The organism is Pseudomonas sp. DD1, assembly GCF_044510355.1.
In the GTDB taxonomy this organism is placed as follows: Bacteria; Pseudomonadota; Gammaproteobacteria; order Pseudomonadales; family Pseudomonadaceae; genus Aquipseudomonas; species Aquipseudomonas shahriarae.
The window spans coordinates 133,416-148,469 of record NZ_MSAJ01000002.1 but is presented as its reverse complement, the minus strand read 5'-3'; the positions used below and the strand labels follow the sequence as shown (position 1 = coordinate 148,469).

Sequence of the window (15,054 nt, the reverse complement as noted above, 5' to 3'; positions counted from 1 at the left end):
TTCGAAGCAGCTGCACCAGTGCCCCGAACGCATTGTGTGTAGCACACTCGGGCGAAGCCTGTGTCAGGACGCTGGCCCGGTGGCACTGGATTCTTGCTCTGCCACAACCTGGTTACGCCCCTGTTGCTTGGCGCGGTACAGCAATTGATCTGCCTTCTGGAACACATCATCCATCGAGTCGCCGGCTCGCCAGAGCGCGACCCCCAGCGAGACAGTAATGTGACCAACAGCCTCCAAGGCGGTGGATGCGATCGAGAGTCGTAAACGCTCTGCGATGTCTACAGCGGCAGCGATTGAGCTATCGGGAAGCAGCAAAACGAACTCTTCCCCCCCTACACGGCAAAGCAGATCGCTCGGCCGAGAGTTCTGTTTCATCAGTCCTGCTACCGATCTGAGCGTCTCGTCACCTACGTCGTGGCCAAAGGTATCGTTCACTCGTTTGAAATGATCAATGTCCACAGAAATCACAGCAATCGTCTTCTTCGACTCCAACCACACCGTGAGCGCGTCTTGCATTGCACGACGGTTTGCCAGCCCGGTGAGTGGATCACTTTGAGCCTGGTGGTTGAGTCTGCCGATTTTTTCCTGCAGTAGGCTCACGCTAAGCAAAAGTGCCCGACGTAACTGCCAGCTTTCCAGGTAGTCCACAGGAATGGCGCTGATGCGCTCATAGCTTTCCGGCACGTCCAGGCGTCCGGCGCTGTCCGCCAAGCGGGACAACGGGTTGGAGATTCTCGACCCCGACCACCATATTAGTAGCAAACCCAGCAGGCCCAGTGGCACGATCCCTTTAGCCACCTTCAGCGCGGTAACGCTCAAAGTTTCCTGAACAACGGCCATTGGCTGCTGCGAGACAATGCCCCAACGGCTGCTGGGTATGCCCGCGTAACCCGCAAGCATTTCATTCCCATCCCGGTCGACCGCCTGGAGTGAGCCATTAGCCTGACTGAGTGCAGCATCTACAATCCGATCATGGTCAATGAGCCTGCCGATTTGTTGAGGGTCAGGGTGGTAGAGCACACGCCGCTGACTGTCTACGAGATAGACATATGCCCCATTTTGTCGACGGTTCAAATCCATCAGCGCTTGAAGCGTATTCTGCTGCTCCAACCTGAGAGCCCCGCCCACCAACCCGAGGTACTGCCCATTTGCATCGAAGACCGGCTGGGATACGAAAACCACCAGATTGCCAGTGATAGAGTGAAATGCATTACTGACCAGTGGCTTGCGCCGCTCGAGCGGTTCGCGGCTTTGAAGAGATTGGCCGTTTAGCTGTAACCGCTCTGGCGCAGATGCGACGATAGTGCCGTCGGCGTTGGTAATCAGCACTGAGTTGAAGCTGTTGTCTTGCTCAAGCAGCCGTCGAGCCTCGACAGCCAACAGTTGGCGATCAGAGAAGTTCTTTGAAACGATGGCCGAGCCATATTCAAGGCGGTCTAGATCAGAACTCAACACCCCTTCTACCGCTGCTGCGATACGAGCACCGTAAGCTCGGTTGCCTTCCAGCGCGTTTTCAATGAGCTCTCGCTTTTGGATCTTGAACATTACCCAGAATGTATTGGCAAGAGTGACTGCGGCACTGAACAGCGCAAAGGTGAGCAGTACGATGCGTAGGTTCAGTCTGGGTTTCGGCTGAGAAGGCATTCGGTGTTCCAAGGATATGCAGGTCTAATTTGCTGAAGTCTCAGCCATCGGGTAAAGAATGCACGTCCGAGTGCTTCTAGCTATTGGACAACACCTGCAGGATCTTAAATGGTGCAACGTCAATGGTTAGTGTCTCATGCAAAAGCCCCAGTCACCAACGGCTAGGCCCTGATGAACAGGCCTGGCCAGCAACTAAGCACCGTGGTTGAGGCGATTGAAGGCGTCGCCCTCGAGCCAATCGCCAACCGACCTAGAAGCCTCATACCTTGAGCAAACTCGGCTAGGCGCGTTCACGCCGGTATAGCGGACTCTACGGGCGACCGTACTTCCAGGAGCTTTTCCAGTGTCTGACATGCCGACCCATTTTGCTTACACACAACGCTTCAACGCCGTGCTCGCCTACATTGATGCCAATCTCGAAGGCGACCTGTCGGTGAAGACGTTAAGCGGTGTGGCAAACTTTTCGGCATTTCACTTCCACCGACAATTCACCGCGTTCGTTGGCGTGCCGGTCTCACGATATGTGCAACTGATGCGCCTACGCCGTGCGGCACATCGCCTGGCGGCCGTCGCTGATCATTCGGTACTGGACGCCGCACTCGACGCCGGCTTTGAAAGTCCCGAGGCATTCTGCAGGGCGTTCAAGCGGGCGATCGGTATGACGCCGAGTGCGTTCAGCAAGGAACCGAACTGGCAAGTCTGGAATACGGTGTTCGCAATCCCTCACTTTTCCAGGACTATCATCATGCAAGTAAGGATCGTAGATTTCCCTGAGGTCAAGGTAGCAGCGCTTGAGCACCGCGGGCCAGCAGGGCTCGTCAGCGAGAGCGTGCGCAAGTTCATCGAGTGGCGTATGCACAGCGGACAGTCGCCGCAGGCATCGAGTCGCACCTTTGGCATCCCCTATAACAACCCCGATACGACACCTCCACAAACGTTCCGCTTTGCGATCTGCGGCGAGATTCATGAGGCTGTGGCGCCAAATGAGTTTGGCGTGCACGCCCTCGTCATTCCTGGCGGCCGCTGCGTCGTGGTGCGCCATACGGGTTCACCGGATCATATTGGCGAAACGATCTATCCGATTTACCGCGACTGGCTTCCCACCAGTGGAGAAGAACTTCGTGACCAGCCGCTGTTCTTCAATTACCTGAGCGCCTACCCCCAGACACCGATGGATCAATGGCAAACAGATATTTATGTTCCACTGCAGTAGGGGAATAAGCTGCCTTCGACCTTGAGTTGGCGGTAGCGAGCAAAAATCGGGGGCAGATGTATTTTTAGAGGTAAATCTGCCCCTTTTCACTCACATATCCCCTAACGCTCTCGCAATCAGATCGACAAAATGGAGGTTGATGTGGAGGATCGTAAGCAAAGCCGAGTCGTCGTCATAGGCGCGGGCATAGTGGGCGCGTCCCTGGCTTATCACCTGGCAGGCAAAGGTGCAGATGTTACGTTGGTAGACGCCGGAGATATTGCGTGCGGCGTGACGGGGACCTCATTTGCATGGATCAACGTTTCTCACAGCGGGTTCGACCCTATTGCGCAATTGCGCAGCTTGGTCATCAATGAGTTTCGTCGACTCGACATGGAATTACCCGACCTGAACGTTCGATGGACAGGTGCCCTAACTTACGGCACGAACCTGGATGAAACGCTGCAAAGGGCAGGCAATACAACTGCAGAACATTTAGTGTCCCGCCCCCAGATTGTCGATATTGAACCCAATCTCAAGCATCCCCCTGAACAGGCCTTATACGAAACCCAAGCAGGTGCCTTGGATGCGGTACGAGCAACGCACACCTTGATTGCAGGCGCCAAAGCGCATGGGGCCAATGTATTAACCCATACACGGGTTCTCGGATTTAGAATGCTGAATACTCGAGTTACAGGGCTCGAAACCACAGCGGGAATAATTGACGCCGATATCGTTGTAATCGCAGCGGGGATTGGTACCAAGAAACTCACCGACATGCTTAACGTTTCTCTTCCTATAGAAGAATCTCCAGCCATTTTTATTCGTTACAAGGCACCCGCCAACCTGGTGCAGACCATAATTTCCAGCCCCGCAATGGAAGTCAGACAAGAAGAGGATGGGACATTGCTAGCCGCAGAGGATTATCTGGGTGATGCCCTGGACAACCAGGCAGAAGCGATTGCGCTACGAACAGCCCAGGCCATCCGGGACGAACTTCATGGGGCTGATTCCATTGAGCCGGAATTGGCATGTGTCGGGCTAAGACCATTTCCCGCTGATGGCATTCCCATTGTCGGTTACTTGCCCACAGTCAGCGGTGTATATGTTTGCACAATGCACCCTGGCGTTATCCTTGCCCCAATAATAGGCCGTCTGGCCAGCGAAGAGATAATGGACGCCACCGTGGCCCCTGCCCTCGGCCCTTGCCGCCCCGACAGGTTCATTCAACCTTAGTCCGTGCTGGTTGACACCCTGAACCATGGCCCTATGGAACGTTGATCGCCGGCATCGGACACAGTGGTTTATGGTCGGCGTTGGAGCGACAGTAAAAAGCGCGTCATTGCGCGATTTCTATCCAATCCCTCCTTTGGGTCGATTGCTGCCTGTGGCAAGGGGCAGCAATCGAATGTCGTCATCCATCCTGTCGAGCGGCACCTGCCAGCCACATCAGGAACGCGCTCACATGCACCTGCCGCTCCCACCCTGGCACGCACACCGCAACGTAACGCGGACCAGGCAGGCTTACTTCTGGTCTATAGGCCACTAACTCTCCATGCCTGAGGCTGTCGGCTACCAGTACATTGCTTGCCAGCACCAGCCCATGACCCGCGATCGCAGCGCTCAAAGCAAAATGCTCGTCGTCGAACTCACGCATCTGCGCCGTTTCAAGCCAAGCCTGGCATCCTGCGGCCGCGCACCAGCTTTCCCAATTGATTGAAAAGGGTCCCGGAATTTTCCAGTGCAGGTTGATCAGTTCGACCTGATTTACGTTCAGCGAGGCCACCAGACCTGGGGCGCCGTAAACCGAGAACTGCTCGTTCATTAGCTCCTGACAGAACAACTTCGGGTCATCGCGGCTGACCGAGCGAATAGCAAGATCGACACTGGAATCACGCAGCAGATCGACTAGTTCGTTACGTGTATCGACCCGCACATTGAATTGCGGAAAGCTCCGATAGAAACCACCCAGCCGTGGAATCAACCAGGCTGCCGCCAAGCCCGGCGTAGTGGAAATGGTCAGGGTTTGGGGAGCAGTGTCCGGATAAAAAGCCTCCAGGCTGCGGCGAATGTCTAACAATGCGCGATGAGTACGGCGATACAGCAACTCGCCTTCTTCGGTCAACACCACACCGTGTCCAGATCGTTTGAACAGCATCGCACCGAGACGAGCTTCCAACGTCCTGACCTGGTGGGATATGGCCGTGGAGGTGACTGAGAGCTCCTCAGCTGCCGCTTTAAAGCTACCCAGTCGCGCAGCCGACTCGAAGGTCCGCAGCGCGTTGAGCGCAAGAGTCGAAAACACGCATCGTTCCCTAGATGAATTGAATTGATGTGCCTGCAATTTATCTCATTTTTCTTGGTGTGTACGGAGCGATACCGTCGCGGGTATTTGATCTACCCACCCTTCGGAAAACACCATGCAAGGACCTTCGCGAAAAATTCTGCAAGCCATCCTCTATGAATCAATCGCTGTTGCGGTGCTGTCGCCCAGCATCTCGTTGATATACGACGAAGGCCTGGCCCATGCGGGTGCGCTGTCGTTGATGTTGTCGGTGTGCGCGCTGCTGTGGAACGTGCTGTTCAACTACGTTTTCGAATGCTGGGAAGCGCGTCAGCCACAGCGTGCTCGCACGTTGGGCAGACGTTTGCTCCACTCACTGGGTTTTGAGGGTGGGCTGGTTCTACTGTTGGTGCCTCTGGTGGCATGGTGGCTGGAAATTTCATGGTGGGCTGCACTGGTCACCGATCTGGGGCTGTTCGTGTTCTTCTTTTACGCGCTGGCGTTTCAGTGGGTCTTTGATAGGGTGTTTGATGTACCAGAGTCCGCGAAGGAGCAGGTTTCGGTTAACCCGTAATCCGCCTGGAATCCCGATTGGCCCACCTGCAGCAGCACTAGGATTTGTGCATGAAAAACGCCACCAAAGCGATTGAGAACTACATCTTCGGCAAGGACGGAAATCGGCCTGACTTGTTGCGGCATGCTTTCAGTCCAGACGCAACTCTTACCATGCTGGTGCAGACAAGCACCATCCAATTTCCCCCCAACGTCCAGGGGCGCGAAGATATTGCTGAAGTACTGGTACGCAGCTTTAGCCTGCAATATGAGAACGTTTATACATTCTGCTTCGGTGCCCCTCCAAAGCCCGAAGCACATGCTCATAGGTGCAAATGGCTGGTTGGCATGTCAACAAAAGCAACTGGAGAGTTGCGCGTAGGCTGTGGGGAATATCATTGGGTCTTTTCACCGCAAAGCGGCCTGGCCATGCAACTGTCCATTACTATCGAACACATGTTGGAGTGCCCTTCCCAGCATATGCAGAAAATAATGGATTGGCTTCAAGGTCGCAGCTATCCATGGTGTGAACCTGCCGACATGCTCGATTCGGCACCGCCACTCATTTGCCTCCAGCCGGTTCTTGTCTACGTTGCTGCATGACCCCTATGGTTGTAAACGTTCGCGAGCGTACGCGTTCTTTCGTGTAGCCAAACTGGCGCTTGATCACACGAAAGGCATGTTCAACCTTGGCCCGCACCTACGCTTTGGCGTATTCAATCTTGCGTCGCATACAACCCGATCAAGCTCTTTTTTCCGCGCCTTCTATAGCTGCTAGGACGCGCGGCGATCGCCCACATCATCGCGCAGTTCTGATGCTCGGCACGCTTCTCCTCACCGGTACAACCCGCATCGCCGCACACATACGTTTGCCGGCATACTCGGCATCGGCGAAGGACATCTGTTTCTCGGTGCAAAAGCGCCTCGCATAATGGACGTTATGGCTAAATTCAGCGCCGAGACTTCGCTATTATCCCAGCGCTAAATGCCTCGATTCCGACGGCATAGCGACCATAACATCTCAGACATTATGCTTAACACCGATAGCGACCTGGAACACCGCGCGCCAGATTCAAAAGCAGCCACCGTAATCCTCGGCTGACCGGCCTTCGTTTGGCCTTTGGGCCATCGGACTTTTACGGCTAGTCAGCACACCGTTCACCAACACTATGGTGAACTCGATAACTTTGCCCGTCGTAACGCAGCACTGGAAAACACAAGCCCGGGCCACCGACCTCAACATCAGGCCAACCATTACTGCCTTTGCTAGCGAGAAACTCAGCGACACCGCTTTCTTTGAGCATGAGTTTCCAGTGGCCGTCAGGCTGCTGACTTACCAGATAAAATCCAGTACCTGCTTGCCCATAACAGTAAGTGCTGCCTTCGGTAATCAACGCATCCGGTCGGCCGTCACCGTTCAGGTCCTCAACCAATTCCATGGTTACCGGTCTGTAGCTACCAGTTTCCTGAATTTCACACTCCGACGTCTCTTGGTTAAATCCAGCAGCGTGGAATGCTTTTATCTGCTCGCTACGCGGTAGTTCATCTGCCAGCGCCGTAACACTGCTCACGAAACATGCCACCCATAGACCTGACGTAAAACTTCCCTTCATATCGACCGTCCCTTTATGATGCTCAACGTTATTAAGTATCGTGCATGTACCCACACAAGCATCTTGGATAAGTTGGCCGTTTCACATGGGTACGCGTGCGGTACAGCATGCCTTCCGCAGTACCAGCGACGCTAACGACACCCTCAGGAAAAACAAGACCACGGACTGCATTTTTACAGGTGCCAATGATCATTTCGACCGCACCCAAGGCTCGGCCTTCACGGAGGTAAAACCGGCGATTAAGCCACCCTCCAATGGGTAACCTCGCAGCTGATGCGCGCAAGGTCACGGTCAAGCCGATTAACTCAGCACCGTAGTACCTAAAGCTCTTCCTTGCCAAGCCGATAGCCCGACGAAGCTCTAATAAAGCCGCGTCGATAATAAACGCTTCGTAAGGACGACCTCCATGCCCACACTGCGCTCCATCCAGACCCGCTACACCCTGTTCCTGGTGCTGTTCGTCCTGGTGTTATCGGTACTAACCGTCGTCGGCATCGGCCAGTTGGTCGCCCCCACGTTAAAACACACTGAAGAACAGGTGGTGCTCAACCGCATCGCCGAGGTAGCTGTGCAGATCCAGGGCGAACTCAACAAGGTTCAATCCCAGCAACGCAGCATCACCCAAACCATCCCGCTGCTCGACAGTGACGCCATCGACAAGGTGCTGCCCGGCCTGGTGGATCAGTATGGCGAGCTGAAAGTCTTCGGCGGCGGTATCTGGCCGCTGCCCAACCAGCGCACGCCGGGGCGCAACAAGCACAGCACGTTCTGGCACCGCGATGCCTCGGGCAAGCTGGCGGTGAATACGTTCTGGAACAGCGACGCCGCACCCAATTATTACGACCAGAGCTGGTACAAAGGCGGCCTCGCCTCGCCCCGTGGCCAATGCGCCTGGGCCGCCGCCTACAAGGACGACGCCAGCCAGGAGCCGCGCACCAACTGCGCCATGGCCATCCAGCGGGACGGCGCGGCCTACGGCGTCGCCACCATCGACGTGACCCTGGGCTTTTTCAATGAGCTGGTGGCCAGCAAGGAAAAAGACATCAGCGGCCAGATGCTGATCGTCGAAGGCGACGGCAAGATCATCAGCAACAGCACGCGCATCAGTAGCCCGGTGGTGCTCAAGAACATCAGCGAACTGACCGGCACCTCGGCGTTTGCCGCCCAGGTCAGCAAGGCCCTTGCCCATCGCGACCAGGCCCTGCAGCGCGGTGAATTCGACAACCAGGGAGTGGCCAGCACCTTTTACATGCGCCCAATCGAGGGCACCCCGTGGTTCCTCGCCACTGCCCTGCCCACCTCGCTGATCACCGCCCAGCGTGACGATGTGCTCGGCAGCCTGGCGCTGCTGCAAATCCCGATGGTACTGCTGCTGGTGCTGCTGGCGTTCTATGCGATTCGCAATCTGGTGCAACGCATGAAGTCGCTGCGCACCAATATCGACTCGCTGTCTGCCGGAGATGCCGACCTGACCAAGCGCATCACCATCCGTGCTGAGGATGAAATGGGCGCCATCGGCCACTCGGTAAACCGCTTTATCATCTACCTGCAGAACATGATCGGCGAAGTGACCCAGGCCACGGGCGCCATGGCCTCGGGGCTTGAGCAATTGCAGCAGACGTCGGCGCAGACCAACCGGATTCTGGTGCGGCACGCCTCGGAAACCGATCAGACGGTCACGGCCATCACCGAAATGAGCTCCACCGCCGACACCGTCGCGCAAAACGCCGCTGAAACCGCCTCGTTCACCCAGCGCGCCAACGAACACGCCGACCGCTCCCGCGTGGTGGTGGGCGAAGCCTCGACCAGCGTCAGCGCGCTGATCGGCGAAGTGGCCAGCGCCACCCACACCGTGGAAAACATGCGCCAGGACGCCGCACGTATCACCGAAACCCTCGGCGTGATCGGCGCGATTGCCGGCCAGACCAACCTGTTGGCACTCAACGCGGCCATTGAAGCGGCGCGCGCTGGCGAACAAGGCCGTGGATTTGCGGTGGTCGCCGACGAAGTCCGGGCGTTGGCCGCACGCACCCAGGCCAGCACCTCGCAGATCAACGAGATGTTGGCGCGCCTGACCACTGGCGTGAGTTCGTCGGTGACCGCAATGGAAAACACCCAGGCCAGCTGCCAGTCGGCGGCGGATGCCACGGCACGTGTCAACACTGGGTTGGACGAAATGGCCGGCTCGGTCAGCCATATCAACAACCTCAGCACCCAGATCGCCACCGCCGCCGAGCAGCAAAGTGCGGTAACCGAAGAGATCAACCGCAGCATGGTGCAGATCCGACATATGGTCGAAGAGCTGGTGGAAAGTGGCCATGCCACTGAAACCAATACGCAAAGCCTGCTGGATGCCAATGGCCGGGTGATTACGTTGATGAGCCGCTTCAAGGTGCGCTGATGAATGAGTGAAACACTCCCGTGCAAACCACGGGAGTGGGACTATTCTGGCAGCTCCCAGTGCGGGATCTCGCCACATAGGCGGTGTGTCATGCATGCTGCTGGGCATTCTGTCCGTTGGAGCGGATCAGGCAGGAACGCTTTATCCAAGCCCTCATCGAAGTCGTCTACGACTACGTGACCCAACCCGACCGTTGGCACGAGTGGCCCCCCTCCTCCGTGAGTGCCGACACTGGCACCACCGGTTCACTGCCGGTCGGCACGGCACCATCGCCTCGATCAGGCTCATCACCCGCTCACTCATGTCGCCGTACACTGCATAGTTCTGGACGATGCCGTGCGGCTTGAGCGTGTGCTGGATCTGGAGATATGGCTCGCCCGTTTTGATAAAGGGCTTGGCATCGTAACTGCGGGCAATGACACAGCCATCATCGTTGCTCAGTGCCATGCCGGGTAACTGGGGTTTTCGAAAGGAGGATCACCTCTTTACCACGCTTGTACAGGCGCTTGCAGATGGGCTCATTGCTCAGCAAACCCGCGCTCCGACACATGAGCCTCTTGGCATTGTCAGGCGGTACGCTCAAGCACAATCGAGTAAAACCCTGTTAATCCAGTGGTGCCGAACCTCACCCTGCGCGCTACTGGAACCAGTTCGTTTGATGCCACACCCCTTCTACTCAGGGTTATCAAGCGCAGCCAGCCCTTCATCGCCGACATGGGGAATCAGCGCGCTGGCCTCCAGGTCCCGCATCAGGTCGGTGAGCATCTGCCGCTGATTCTCGGTGTTAGGTGTGGGCACGTACCAGGCGGCCACGCTCATGCCTTCGCGCTTGTAGGTGAAGGTGCGCAGTAGCTCACCGTCCTTGTAGACTTTGCCGGTAAGGTTGTGCACATAGCTGTAGGGCATCGGGAACGTCAGCAGCGTCAACGCGTTGAGCGCCACCAGCACCCCGGCGCCTTTGCCCGGCGGCTGGTTGATGACCAGGCCGTAGCCCTTGCGCGCGAACCCGTGGTCGACGAAGGAGAACGCGCCAGACGACTTCACTGCCACGGTCAGTTCGTCACGTTCTTTGACGTCGAAACGCGTGTAGCCCTCCGGCATCACCATCAGGCTCATCGGCACATAGGGCTTTTCCGCGTGGTAGCCCAATGGTTTCATCGATGGATTGCAACCGCCCAGCAATAACAACCCGGCGACACCCAGCCCCACCTTGAACAGGTTGTTCACCGCTGTGCCTCCAGCGGTTTGCCCGCCAGGCCCGTCACCTGCATGTCACGGGCGAAGGCGCGGGCGACCCGACGGATGTTTTCCTCGCGCTCGGGAATGCCGAGGTCGAGCAGCCAGGAATACTTGGCCATGTAGTTTTCATAGTGATAACGGTTCAGCACCTTGCCATCGCGCATCACAGTGAAGTCGGCCTTGGTGTCCATGTCGTTCTGTATTGGCAACAGGAAAAGGGTGGCGGCGCTGAGGAATACCAGAGGCATAGGTGCAACCTTGCGCTGGGCATCCAGCTTGACCATCACCTGGGTTTCCCCTTCTCCAGCGGTGCCGGTATCGACCTTGCTGAACACGCCGCTTTCACGCAGGTAATTGCGCAGCTTGGAGCTGTGCTCCAGCGAATCAACCATCACGGTGATCGGCGGCAGGTAATCCTCGCCCGTCTTGATTTGTGGGTCGGGCAGGGTCTGGGTGCCCGCGCAGCCGGCCAGCAGCAGGCTTGCGGTAAGGAGCAGGGTCTTCTTCATTGCTGGGGTTCCTTGTTGCTTGTCACATTGCCCGCTGTACGGGCCTGCGGCATGGGCATGACGAAGGGAAATGCCGGCGCCATGTTCAGGTTCAGCGGCTGCAGGCTCGGTAGCCCGGGGGTGTAGCGCCGCGCGATAACTTCATCCCGTGGCTGCTGGTCGTCATGGAAGAACAGGCAGGCTGAAACCCCGAGGCAGCGCGAGCGGAACTCGCCGATGTAATAGGCCTTGCCCGCCTCCAGTTCCATGGGCACGAGGAACTGCTCCCGCGCCTGGATGCTGCGGAAGCCGCCGTTGGAGCCGTTCCAGAAGAACTGGAAGTCATAGAATTCGTAGGCTCCGGGCTTGAGCGGCATGACGAAGATGCTAGCTTCGCCGGGAAGCGCCTGCTTGTCGCTGCCGTGCACCGCTTCGATGTCCTTTGGTGTATGCGCCACCTCGGCATGGCCCCACCAGGCTGCTGCGCCGTATTGCGAGCCGCGCTGGCGCAAGAGGATGCGCTGGTTGGTGTAGGCGTTGTCGCGGCCCAGAGGGCCGATGCTGCCGACCAGGTACGCGACCGGGCCACCCGCGGCCGGTTGCAAGGGCTCGCTGACCACGACGGGGGATTTGGCGGCACAGCCTGTGAGCAGGGCAATGGGTAATAGATGTGCGAATGCACGGAAGAAACCACGCATGAAAGGTCCTTGGGGGGGAAAGATCCATTGGTTGCCGGAGGTGAGTCGAGCGGTAGAGGCGATACCTGCGGGCTTTGGGGGGATGATAAAGCGTGGCAAGGCATGAGGCTAGAGTCAGTCATGGCGATGTCCCGTGTTTTGACTCAATCTCAGTCAGCCCTTCAACAAGGGCCACCTAGGTTCCGTGCGTCACAGGCGCAAAAGGGGACAGATTTATTTTCCAACCTTCAAACTCCTATTCGCTAGAAAATTAGAGCACTAAAAATAAATCTGCCCCCTTTTTCCTGCTGATGGGCGATGAGTTTGCTAATCCGCTCAAGTACTTGCTGGCATTGCGATGCGCTATCCTAATCAACTCGTTAAACAAGGAAGAATAATGTGCTCGTCGTCATTTCTGTCGTATCTCAAACTCCCGGCTGTTCTGCTGATTACCTGTCTTACAACCGCTTGTTCCAACTACCACTACAAGGATTACCAAGGCGATTGGGTGCCGGACTTGATGACGCCATATGACCTGTCCAATAACACGGCCAATGCACCGGTGGTGTACTTCGCCACCACCCGCTTTCGCGGGTTGGGAATAAAATTCCATCGACTGTTGCTGGCCACGCATGTGGACGACCAACTGCTAGAGGGCGCCGGGCGGCGCTCGATCCTCGACGTTTCCGGCAAGCAGGCACTGCGCTTGACCCCGGGCAAGCACTCGTTGAGCTGGTGTTGGGTCTCGATGAATGCCTTGGGTACCGGTGGCGCGAAGTGCGGCTTCGGTGCGCGCGATGTGGAGTTCCGTGCAGGCCAGCGATATGTCGTGGACTTCACCACTCGCGACGACATCAATGGGCCTCCTGGGCGTCAGGTCTCGACCATTACTATCGAATCCGAGATTCGAAATCTGGATACCCATGAAGTGATCTACCCGCTGAAAGGTATTGCAAAGCTGGAGAAGGAATAACGATTGCGACGATCACCGTCACAAACTGAGTTGGTCGGTGATCGGAAGCTACGTGGCAGAGAACAGCTTCCGACTGAATGTTGCCCTTAGCGAGAGACTGCAAACGGCCCAAAGCAGCTGCTCTACAAGGCCTGCTATCGACCCTTCACGGCAAGACATGCCGGCCAAGAACGGCCCTAGGACTTCAACTAAATCGGATATGATTACCCGAACGTTGGAGGCATGAATCAGGCTTAGGTCGGTGCCTGGCAACTGCTTAAATCAAAAGGGAGCACGCATGAGCAAATATCTGGTTTTGTTGTTGGTTGGCGCCGCAGGCGTTGCTCAGGCTCAATCGGTGTGCACTTACCCATGGTATCAATCGATCGATAAGATACTGCATACAACTGACGGACAAGGGCATGGGCCGGATATAGGCTCCGATGAATGGAAATCGGTGATCGAATTCAAATTAGGGGTTCGCGATGGGGCAAATGTCCCTGAACGAAGTTCCGATCAGTGGTGCCAATACATTGATCAGCATATCAATGGGAAGCAGGCGACCGGGGGCAGTACGGGGAAATCGTCGATAGTCAATGTGACACTTGGCCCTTCTTACGATTGCGCCAAGGTGAAGCCTGGTGCTATCGAAGCGATGATATGTGAGGACAAGGTGTTATCCGCGCTCGATCGCAATCTGTCGGAAGTATATGCCAGCGCGAGAATCAAGGCCGGCAACGAGCACCCACCCCAGCTTAAAGCAGAACAACGTGGATGGATAAAGGGTCGCGACGACTGCTGGAAGAGTGATGACGTCGGTGCATGCGTGCGCATGGAGTACCAACGCCGCATCGCCGAGTTGCAAGCACGGTACCGATTGGTACCGGGAACCGGGCCTGTCTATTACGAATGCGAAGGCAACCCTGCCAGCGAGGTTGCTGTCATGTTCTTTAAAACCGATCCGCCGACATTAATCGCCGAGCGTGGCGACAGCGTATCGCTCATGTACCAGCAGCCAAGTGACAGTGGCGTAAAGTACCTTGGACGCAATGAAACACTTTGGGAACATCAGGCCGAAACTATAATCACTTGGGGATACGAGGTGCCCGAATTACATTGCAAAAGAAAGCTTTGAGCAACGACCCAGTCAGCTGGGTAATTGCATTTTGGCGAAAGCTAGCAAGTGGCTGGAGGCGGCGTTCGTGAACGGATTTAAACGGTCCAGAGTGTGTAAATAGGCGGAGTTGCAATCCACGGTAAAAATGTTTTATTTCAAACAGTTAAAGACAATTCGATTCCGCAAAATATTATTTGCATGCTATCTGAAAGCCTTTGAAGCCGGGGACCATAATCTAATTGCGGAACTGACCCGTCCCTCCTCCGGTGTCTTTCCGGCCGGAGACGATAACCATTTATTTGATCTCAGACATGTACAACGTTACGGATTCAAACCTCTTCACCGTCGCCCCCAACGTCAGCACCGACAGTTAAGAAACCTTCACCTCAGTCAGCACCCTGCTGCACGACCTGTACGAAGACCTGAACGGCAAACACCGCGACATCGCCCTGGCGCCCCATCAACTGAGCGAACTGGGCGTACTCCTCACCGCCAAATTGCTCGACCGTGAAACGCCCTGCCCTGGCCAACCCGCCCGGCAAGCCGTCTCAGAACACCTGCAACGGCTCGCCGCTATCAATTGACCCCAGGCCAGCTCTCCACATATTCAATAGTGAAGTCCGGATAGGAATCGACAATCTGGATCTTGTAGTCGGGGTAGCTGTCGACGGTTTGCCATTTGCCGACAGAGTCCGGCCAGGAAACAACCTTCTTTACCTTAAGGTCGGGGTAGTGACTCACCACCTTCACCTTGTAGTCGGGATAGCTGTCCACGAACTGGATCTTGCCGTAAATCTTCGACACATCGACCGTCGTACCGGCGTGAGCGCAAAAAGTACAGGTCAACAGCAAGGAAGCGAGGGTAGCTTTGAACATGATCATTTCATCCTGAAAA

General features: G+C 56.4%; 14 protein-coding genes and 4 pseudogenes. 9 read left to right on the top strand and 9 right to left on the bottom strand.

Going from position 1 to position 15,054, the window contains the following annotated elements; genetic code table 11:
* Positions 1-63 precede the first annotated feature (63 nt).
* A complete protein-coding gene (locus PSFL_RS01855; RefSeq protein WP_397469633.1) occupies positions 64-1,644 on the bottom strand; it encodes a diguanylate cyclase in 1,581 nt (526 codons plus the stop codon).
* A gap of 343 nt (positions 1,645-1,987) precedes the next feature.
* Here PSFL_RS01855 and PSFL_RS01850 point away from each other — a divergent pair, with 343 nt between their 5' ends.
* Positions 1,988-2,857: a GyrI-like domain-containing protein gene (locus PSFL_RS01850; protein WP_115128053.1), complete on the top strand. Its 870-nt coding sequence runs from the start codon at positions 1,988-1,990 to the stop codon at positions 2,855-2,857.
* Positions 2,858-2,986: 129 nt separating this feature from the next.
* Positions 2,987-4,072 (top strand): FAD-binding oxidoreductase, encoded by a 1,086-nt coding sequence (locus PSFL_RS01845; RefSeq protein ID WP_115128052.1) that lies wholly within the window; start codon positions 2,987-2,989, stop codon positions 4,070-4,072.
* A 178-nt stretch (positions 4,073-4,250) separates the two neighbouring features.
* Here PSFL_RS01845 and PSFL_RS01840 read toward each other — a convergent pair whose 3' ends face one another.
* Positions 4,251-5,141: a LysR substrate-binding domain-containing protein gene (locus tag PSFL_RS01840; protein ID WP_115128051.1), complete on the bottom strand. Its 891-nt coding sequence runs from the start codon at positions 5,139-5,141 to the stop codon at positions 4,251-4,253.
* 115 nt (positions 5,142-5,256) lie between these two features.
* Here PSFL_RS01840 and PSFL_RS01835 point away from each other — a divergent pair, with 115 nt between their 5' ends.
* Both PSFL_RS01835 and PSFL_RS01830 read left to right on the top strand, forming a co-directional pair.
* Positions 5,257-5,694: a PACE efflux transporter gene (locus tag PSFL_RS01835; RefSeq protein WP_397469632.1), complete on the top strand. Its 438-nt coding sequence runs from the start codon at positions 5,257-5,259 to the stop codon at positions 5,692-5,694.
* 50 nt (positions 5,695-5,744) lie between these two features.
* Complete coding sequence (locus tag PSFL_RS01830) at positions 5,745-6,275, top strand: hypothetical protein (protein ID WP_115128050.1); 531 nt, start codon at positions 5,745-5,747, stop codon at positions 6,273-6,275.
* On the opposite strand, the pseudogene PSFL_RS01825 reads toward PSFL_RS01830, so the two are convergent.
* Positions 6,235-6,544: pseudogene (locus PSFL_RS01825) on the bottom strand (transposase); the annotation flags it as partial. The gene PSFL_RS01830 and the pseudogene PSFL_RS01825 overlap by 41 nt on opposite strands.
* Positions 6,545-6,814: 270 nt before the next feature.
* Complete coding sequence (locus PSFL_RS01820) at positions 6,815-7,243, bottom strand: hypothetical protein (protein ID WP_115129389.1); 429 nt, start codon at positions 7,241-7,243, stop codon at positions 6,815-6,817.
* A gap of 448 nt (positions 7,244-7,691) precedes the next feature.
* Between PSFL_RS01820 and PSFL_RS01815 the strand changes: the two genes are divergently transcribed.
* Both PSFL_RS01815 and PSFL_RS01810 read left to right on the top strand, forming a co-directional pair.
* Positions 7,692-9,686 carry a methyl-accepting chemotaxis protein gene (locus PSFL_RS01815; RefSeq protein ID WP_397469631.1) on the top strand — a complete coding sequence of 665 codons (1,995 nt, stop codon included), beginning with the start codon at positions 7,692-7,694 and terminating at the stop codon, positions 9,684-9,686.
* A 90-nt stretch (positions 9,687-9,776) separates the two neighbouring features.
* A pseudogene (locus PSFL_RS01810) lies at positions 9,777-9,946 on the top strand (SRPBCC family protein); the annotation flags it as partial.
* Between the two features lies 1 nt (position 9,947).
* On the opposite strand, the pseudogene PSFL_RS01805 reads toward PSFL_RS01810, so the two are convergent.
* The 4 genes and pseudogenes from PSFL_RS01805 to PSFL_RS01790 all read right to left on the bottom strand — a co-directional run.
* Positions 9,948-10,133, bottom strand: a pseudogene (locus tag PSFL_RS01805) (DNA polymerase V subunit UmuC); the annotation flags it as partial.
* Positions 10,134-10,358: 225 nt separating this feature from the next.
* Entirely contained in the window at positions 10,359-10,913 is a 555-nt protein-coding gene (locus PSFL_RS01800) for a hypothetical protein (protein WP_258558613.1), read from the bottom strand.
* Positions 10,910-11,434: a hypothetical protein gene (locus PSFL_RS01795; RefSeq protein WP_057442011.1), complete on the bottom strand. Its 525-nt coding sequence runs from the start codon at positions 11,432-11,434 to the stop codon at positions 10,910-10,912. Before PSFL_RS01795 ends, PSFL_RS01800 begins: the two co-directional genes overlap by 4 nt.
* The gene (locus tag PSFL_RS01790) at positions 11,431-12,111 is read right to left on the bottom strand and encodes a hypothetical protein (protein WP_397469630.1); all 681 of its coding nucleotides are present in this window, start codon (positions 12,109-12,111) and stop codon (positions 11,431-11,433) included. The genes PSFL_RS01795 and PSFL_RS01790 overlap by 4 nt, the downstream gene beginning before the upstream one ends.
* 499 nt (positions 12,112-12,610) lie before the next feature.
* Between PSFL_RS01790 and PSFL_RS01785 the strand changes: the two genes are divergently transcribed.
* The 3 genes and pseudogenes from PSFL_RS01785 (at position 12,611) to PSFL_RS01775 (ending at position 14,743) form a co-directional block, all read left to right on the top strand.
* On the top strand, positions 12,611-13,063 hold the full coding sequence (locus tag PSFL_RS01785) for a hypothetical protein (protein ID WP_232545803.1): 453 nt from the start codon (positions 12,611-12,613) through the stop codon (positions 13,061-13,063).
* 277 nt (positions 13,064-13,340) lie between these two features.
* Positions 13,341-14,177, top strand: coding sequence for an MliC family protein (locus PSFL_RS01780; protein ID WP_397469629.1), 837 nt, complete (start codon positions 13,341-13,343; stop codon positions 14,175-14,177).
* 293 nt (positions 14,178-14,470) lie between these two features.
* Positions 14,471-14,743, top strand: a pseudogene (locus tag PSFL_RS01775) (DUF6124 family protein).
* On the opposite strand, the gene PSFL_RS01770 reads toward PSFL_RS01775, so the two are convergent.
* Positions 14,736-15,035: a hypothetical protein gene (locus tag PSFL_RS01770; RefSeq protein WP_170060627.1), complete on the bottom strand. Its 300-nt coding sequence runs from the start codon at positions 15,033-15,035 to the stop codon at positions 14,736-14,738. The pseudogene PSFL_RS01775 and the gene PSFL_RS01770 sit on opposite strands and share 8 nt — an antisense overlap.
* Positions 15,036-15,054 lie beyond the last annotated feature (19 nt).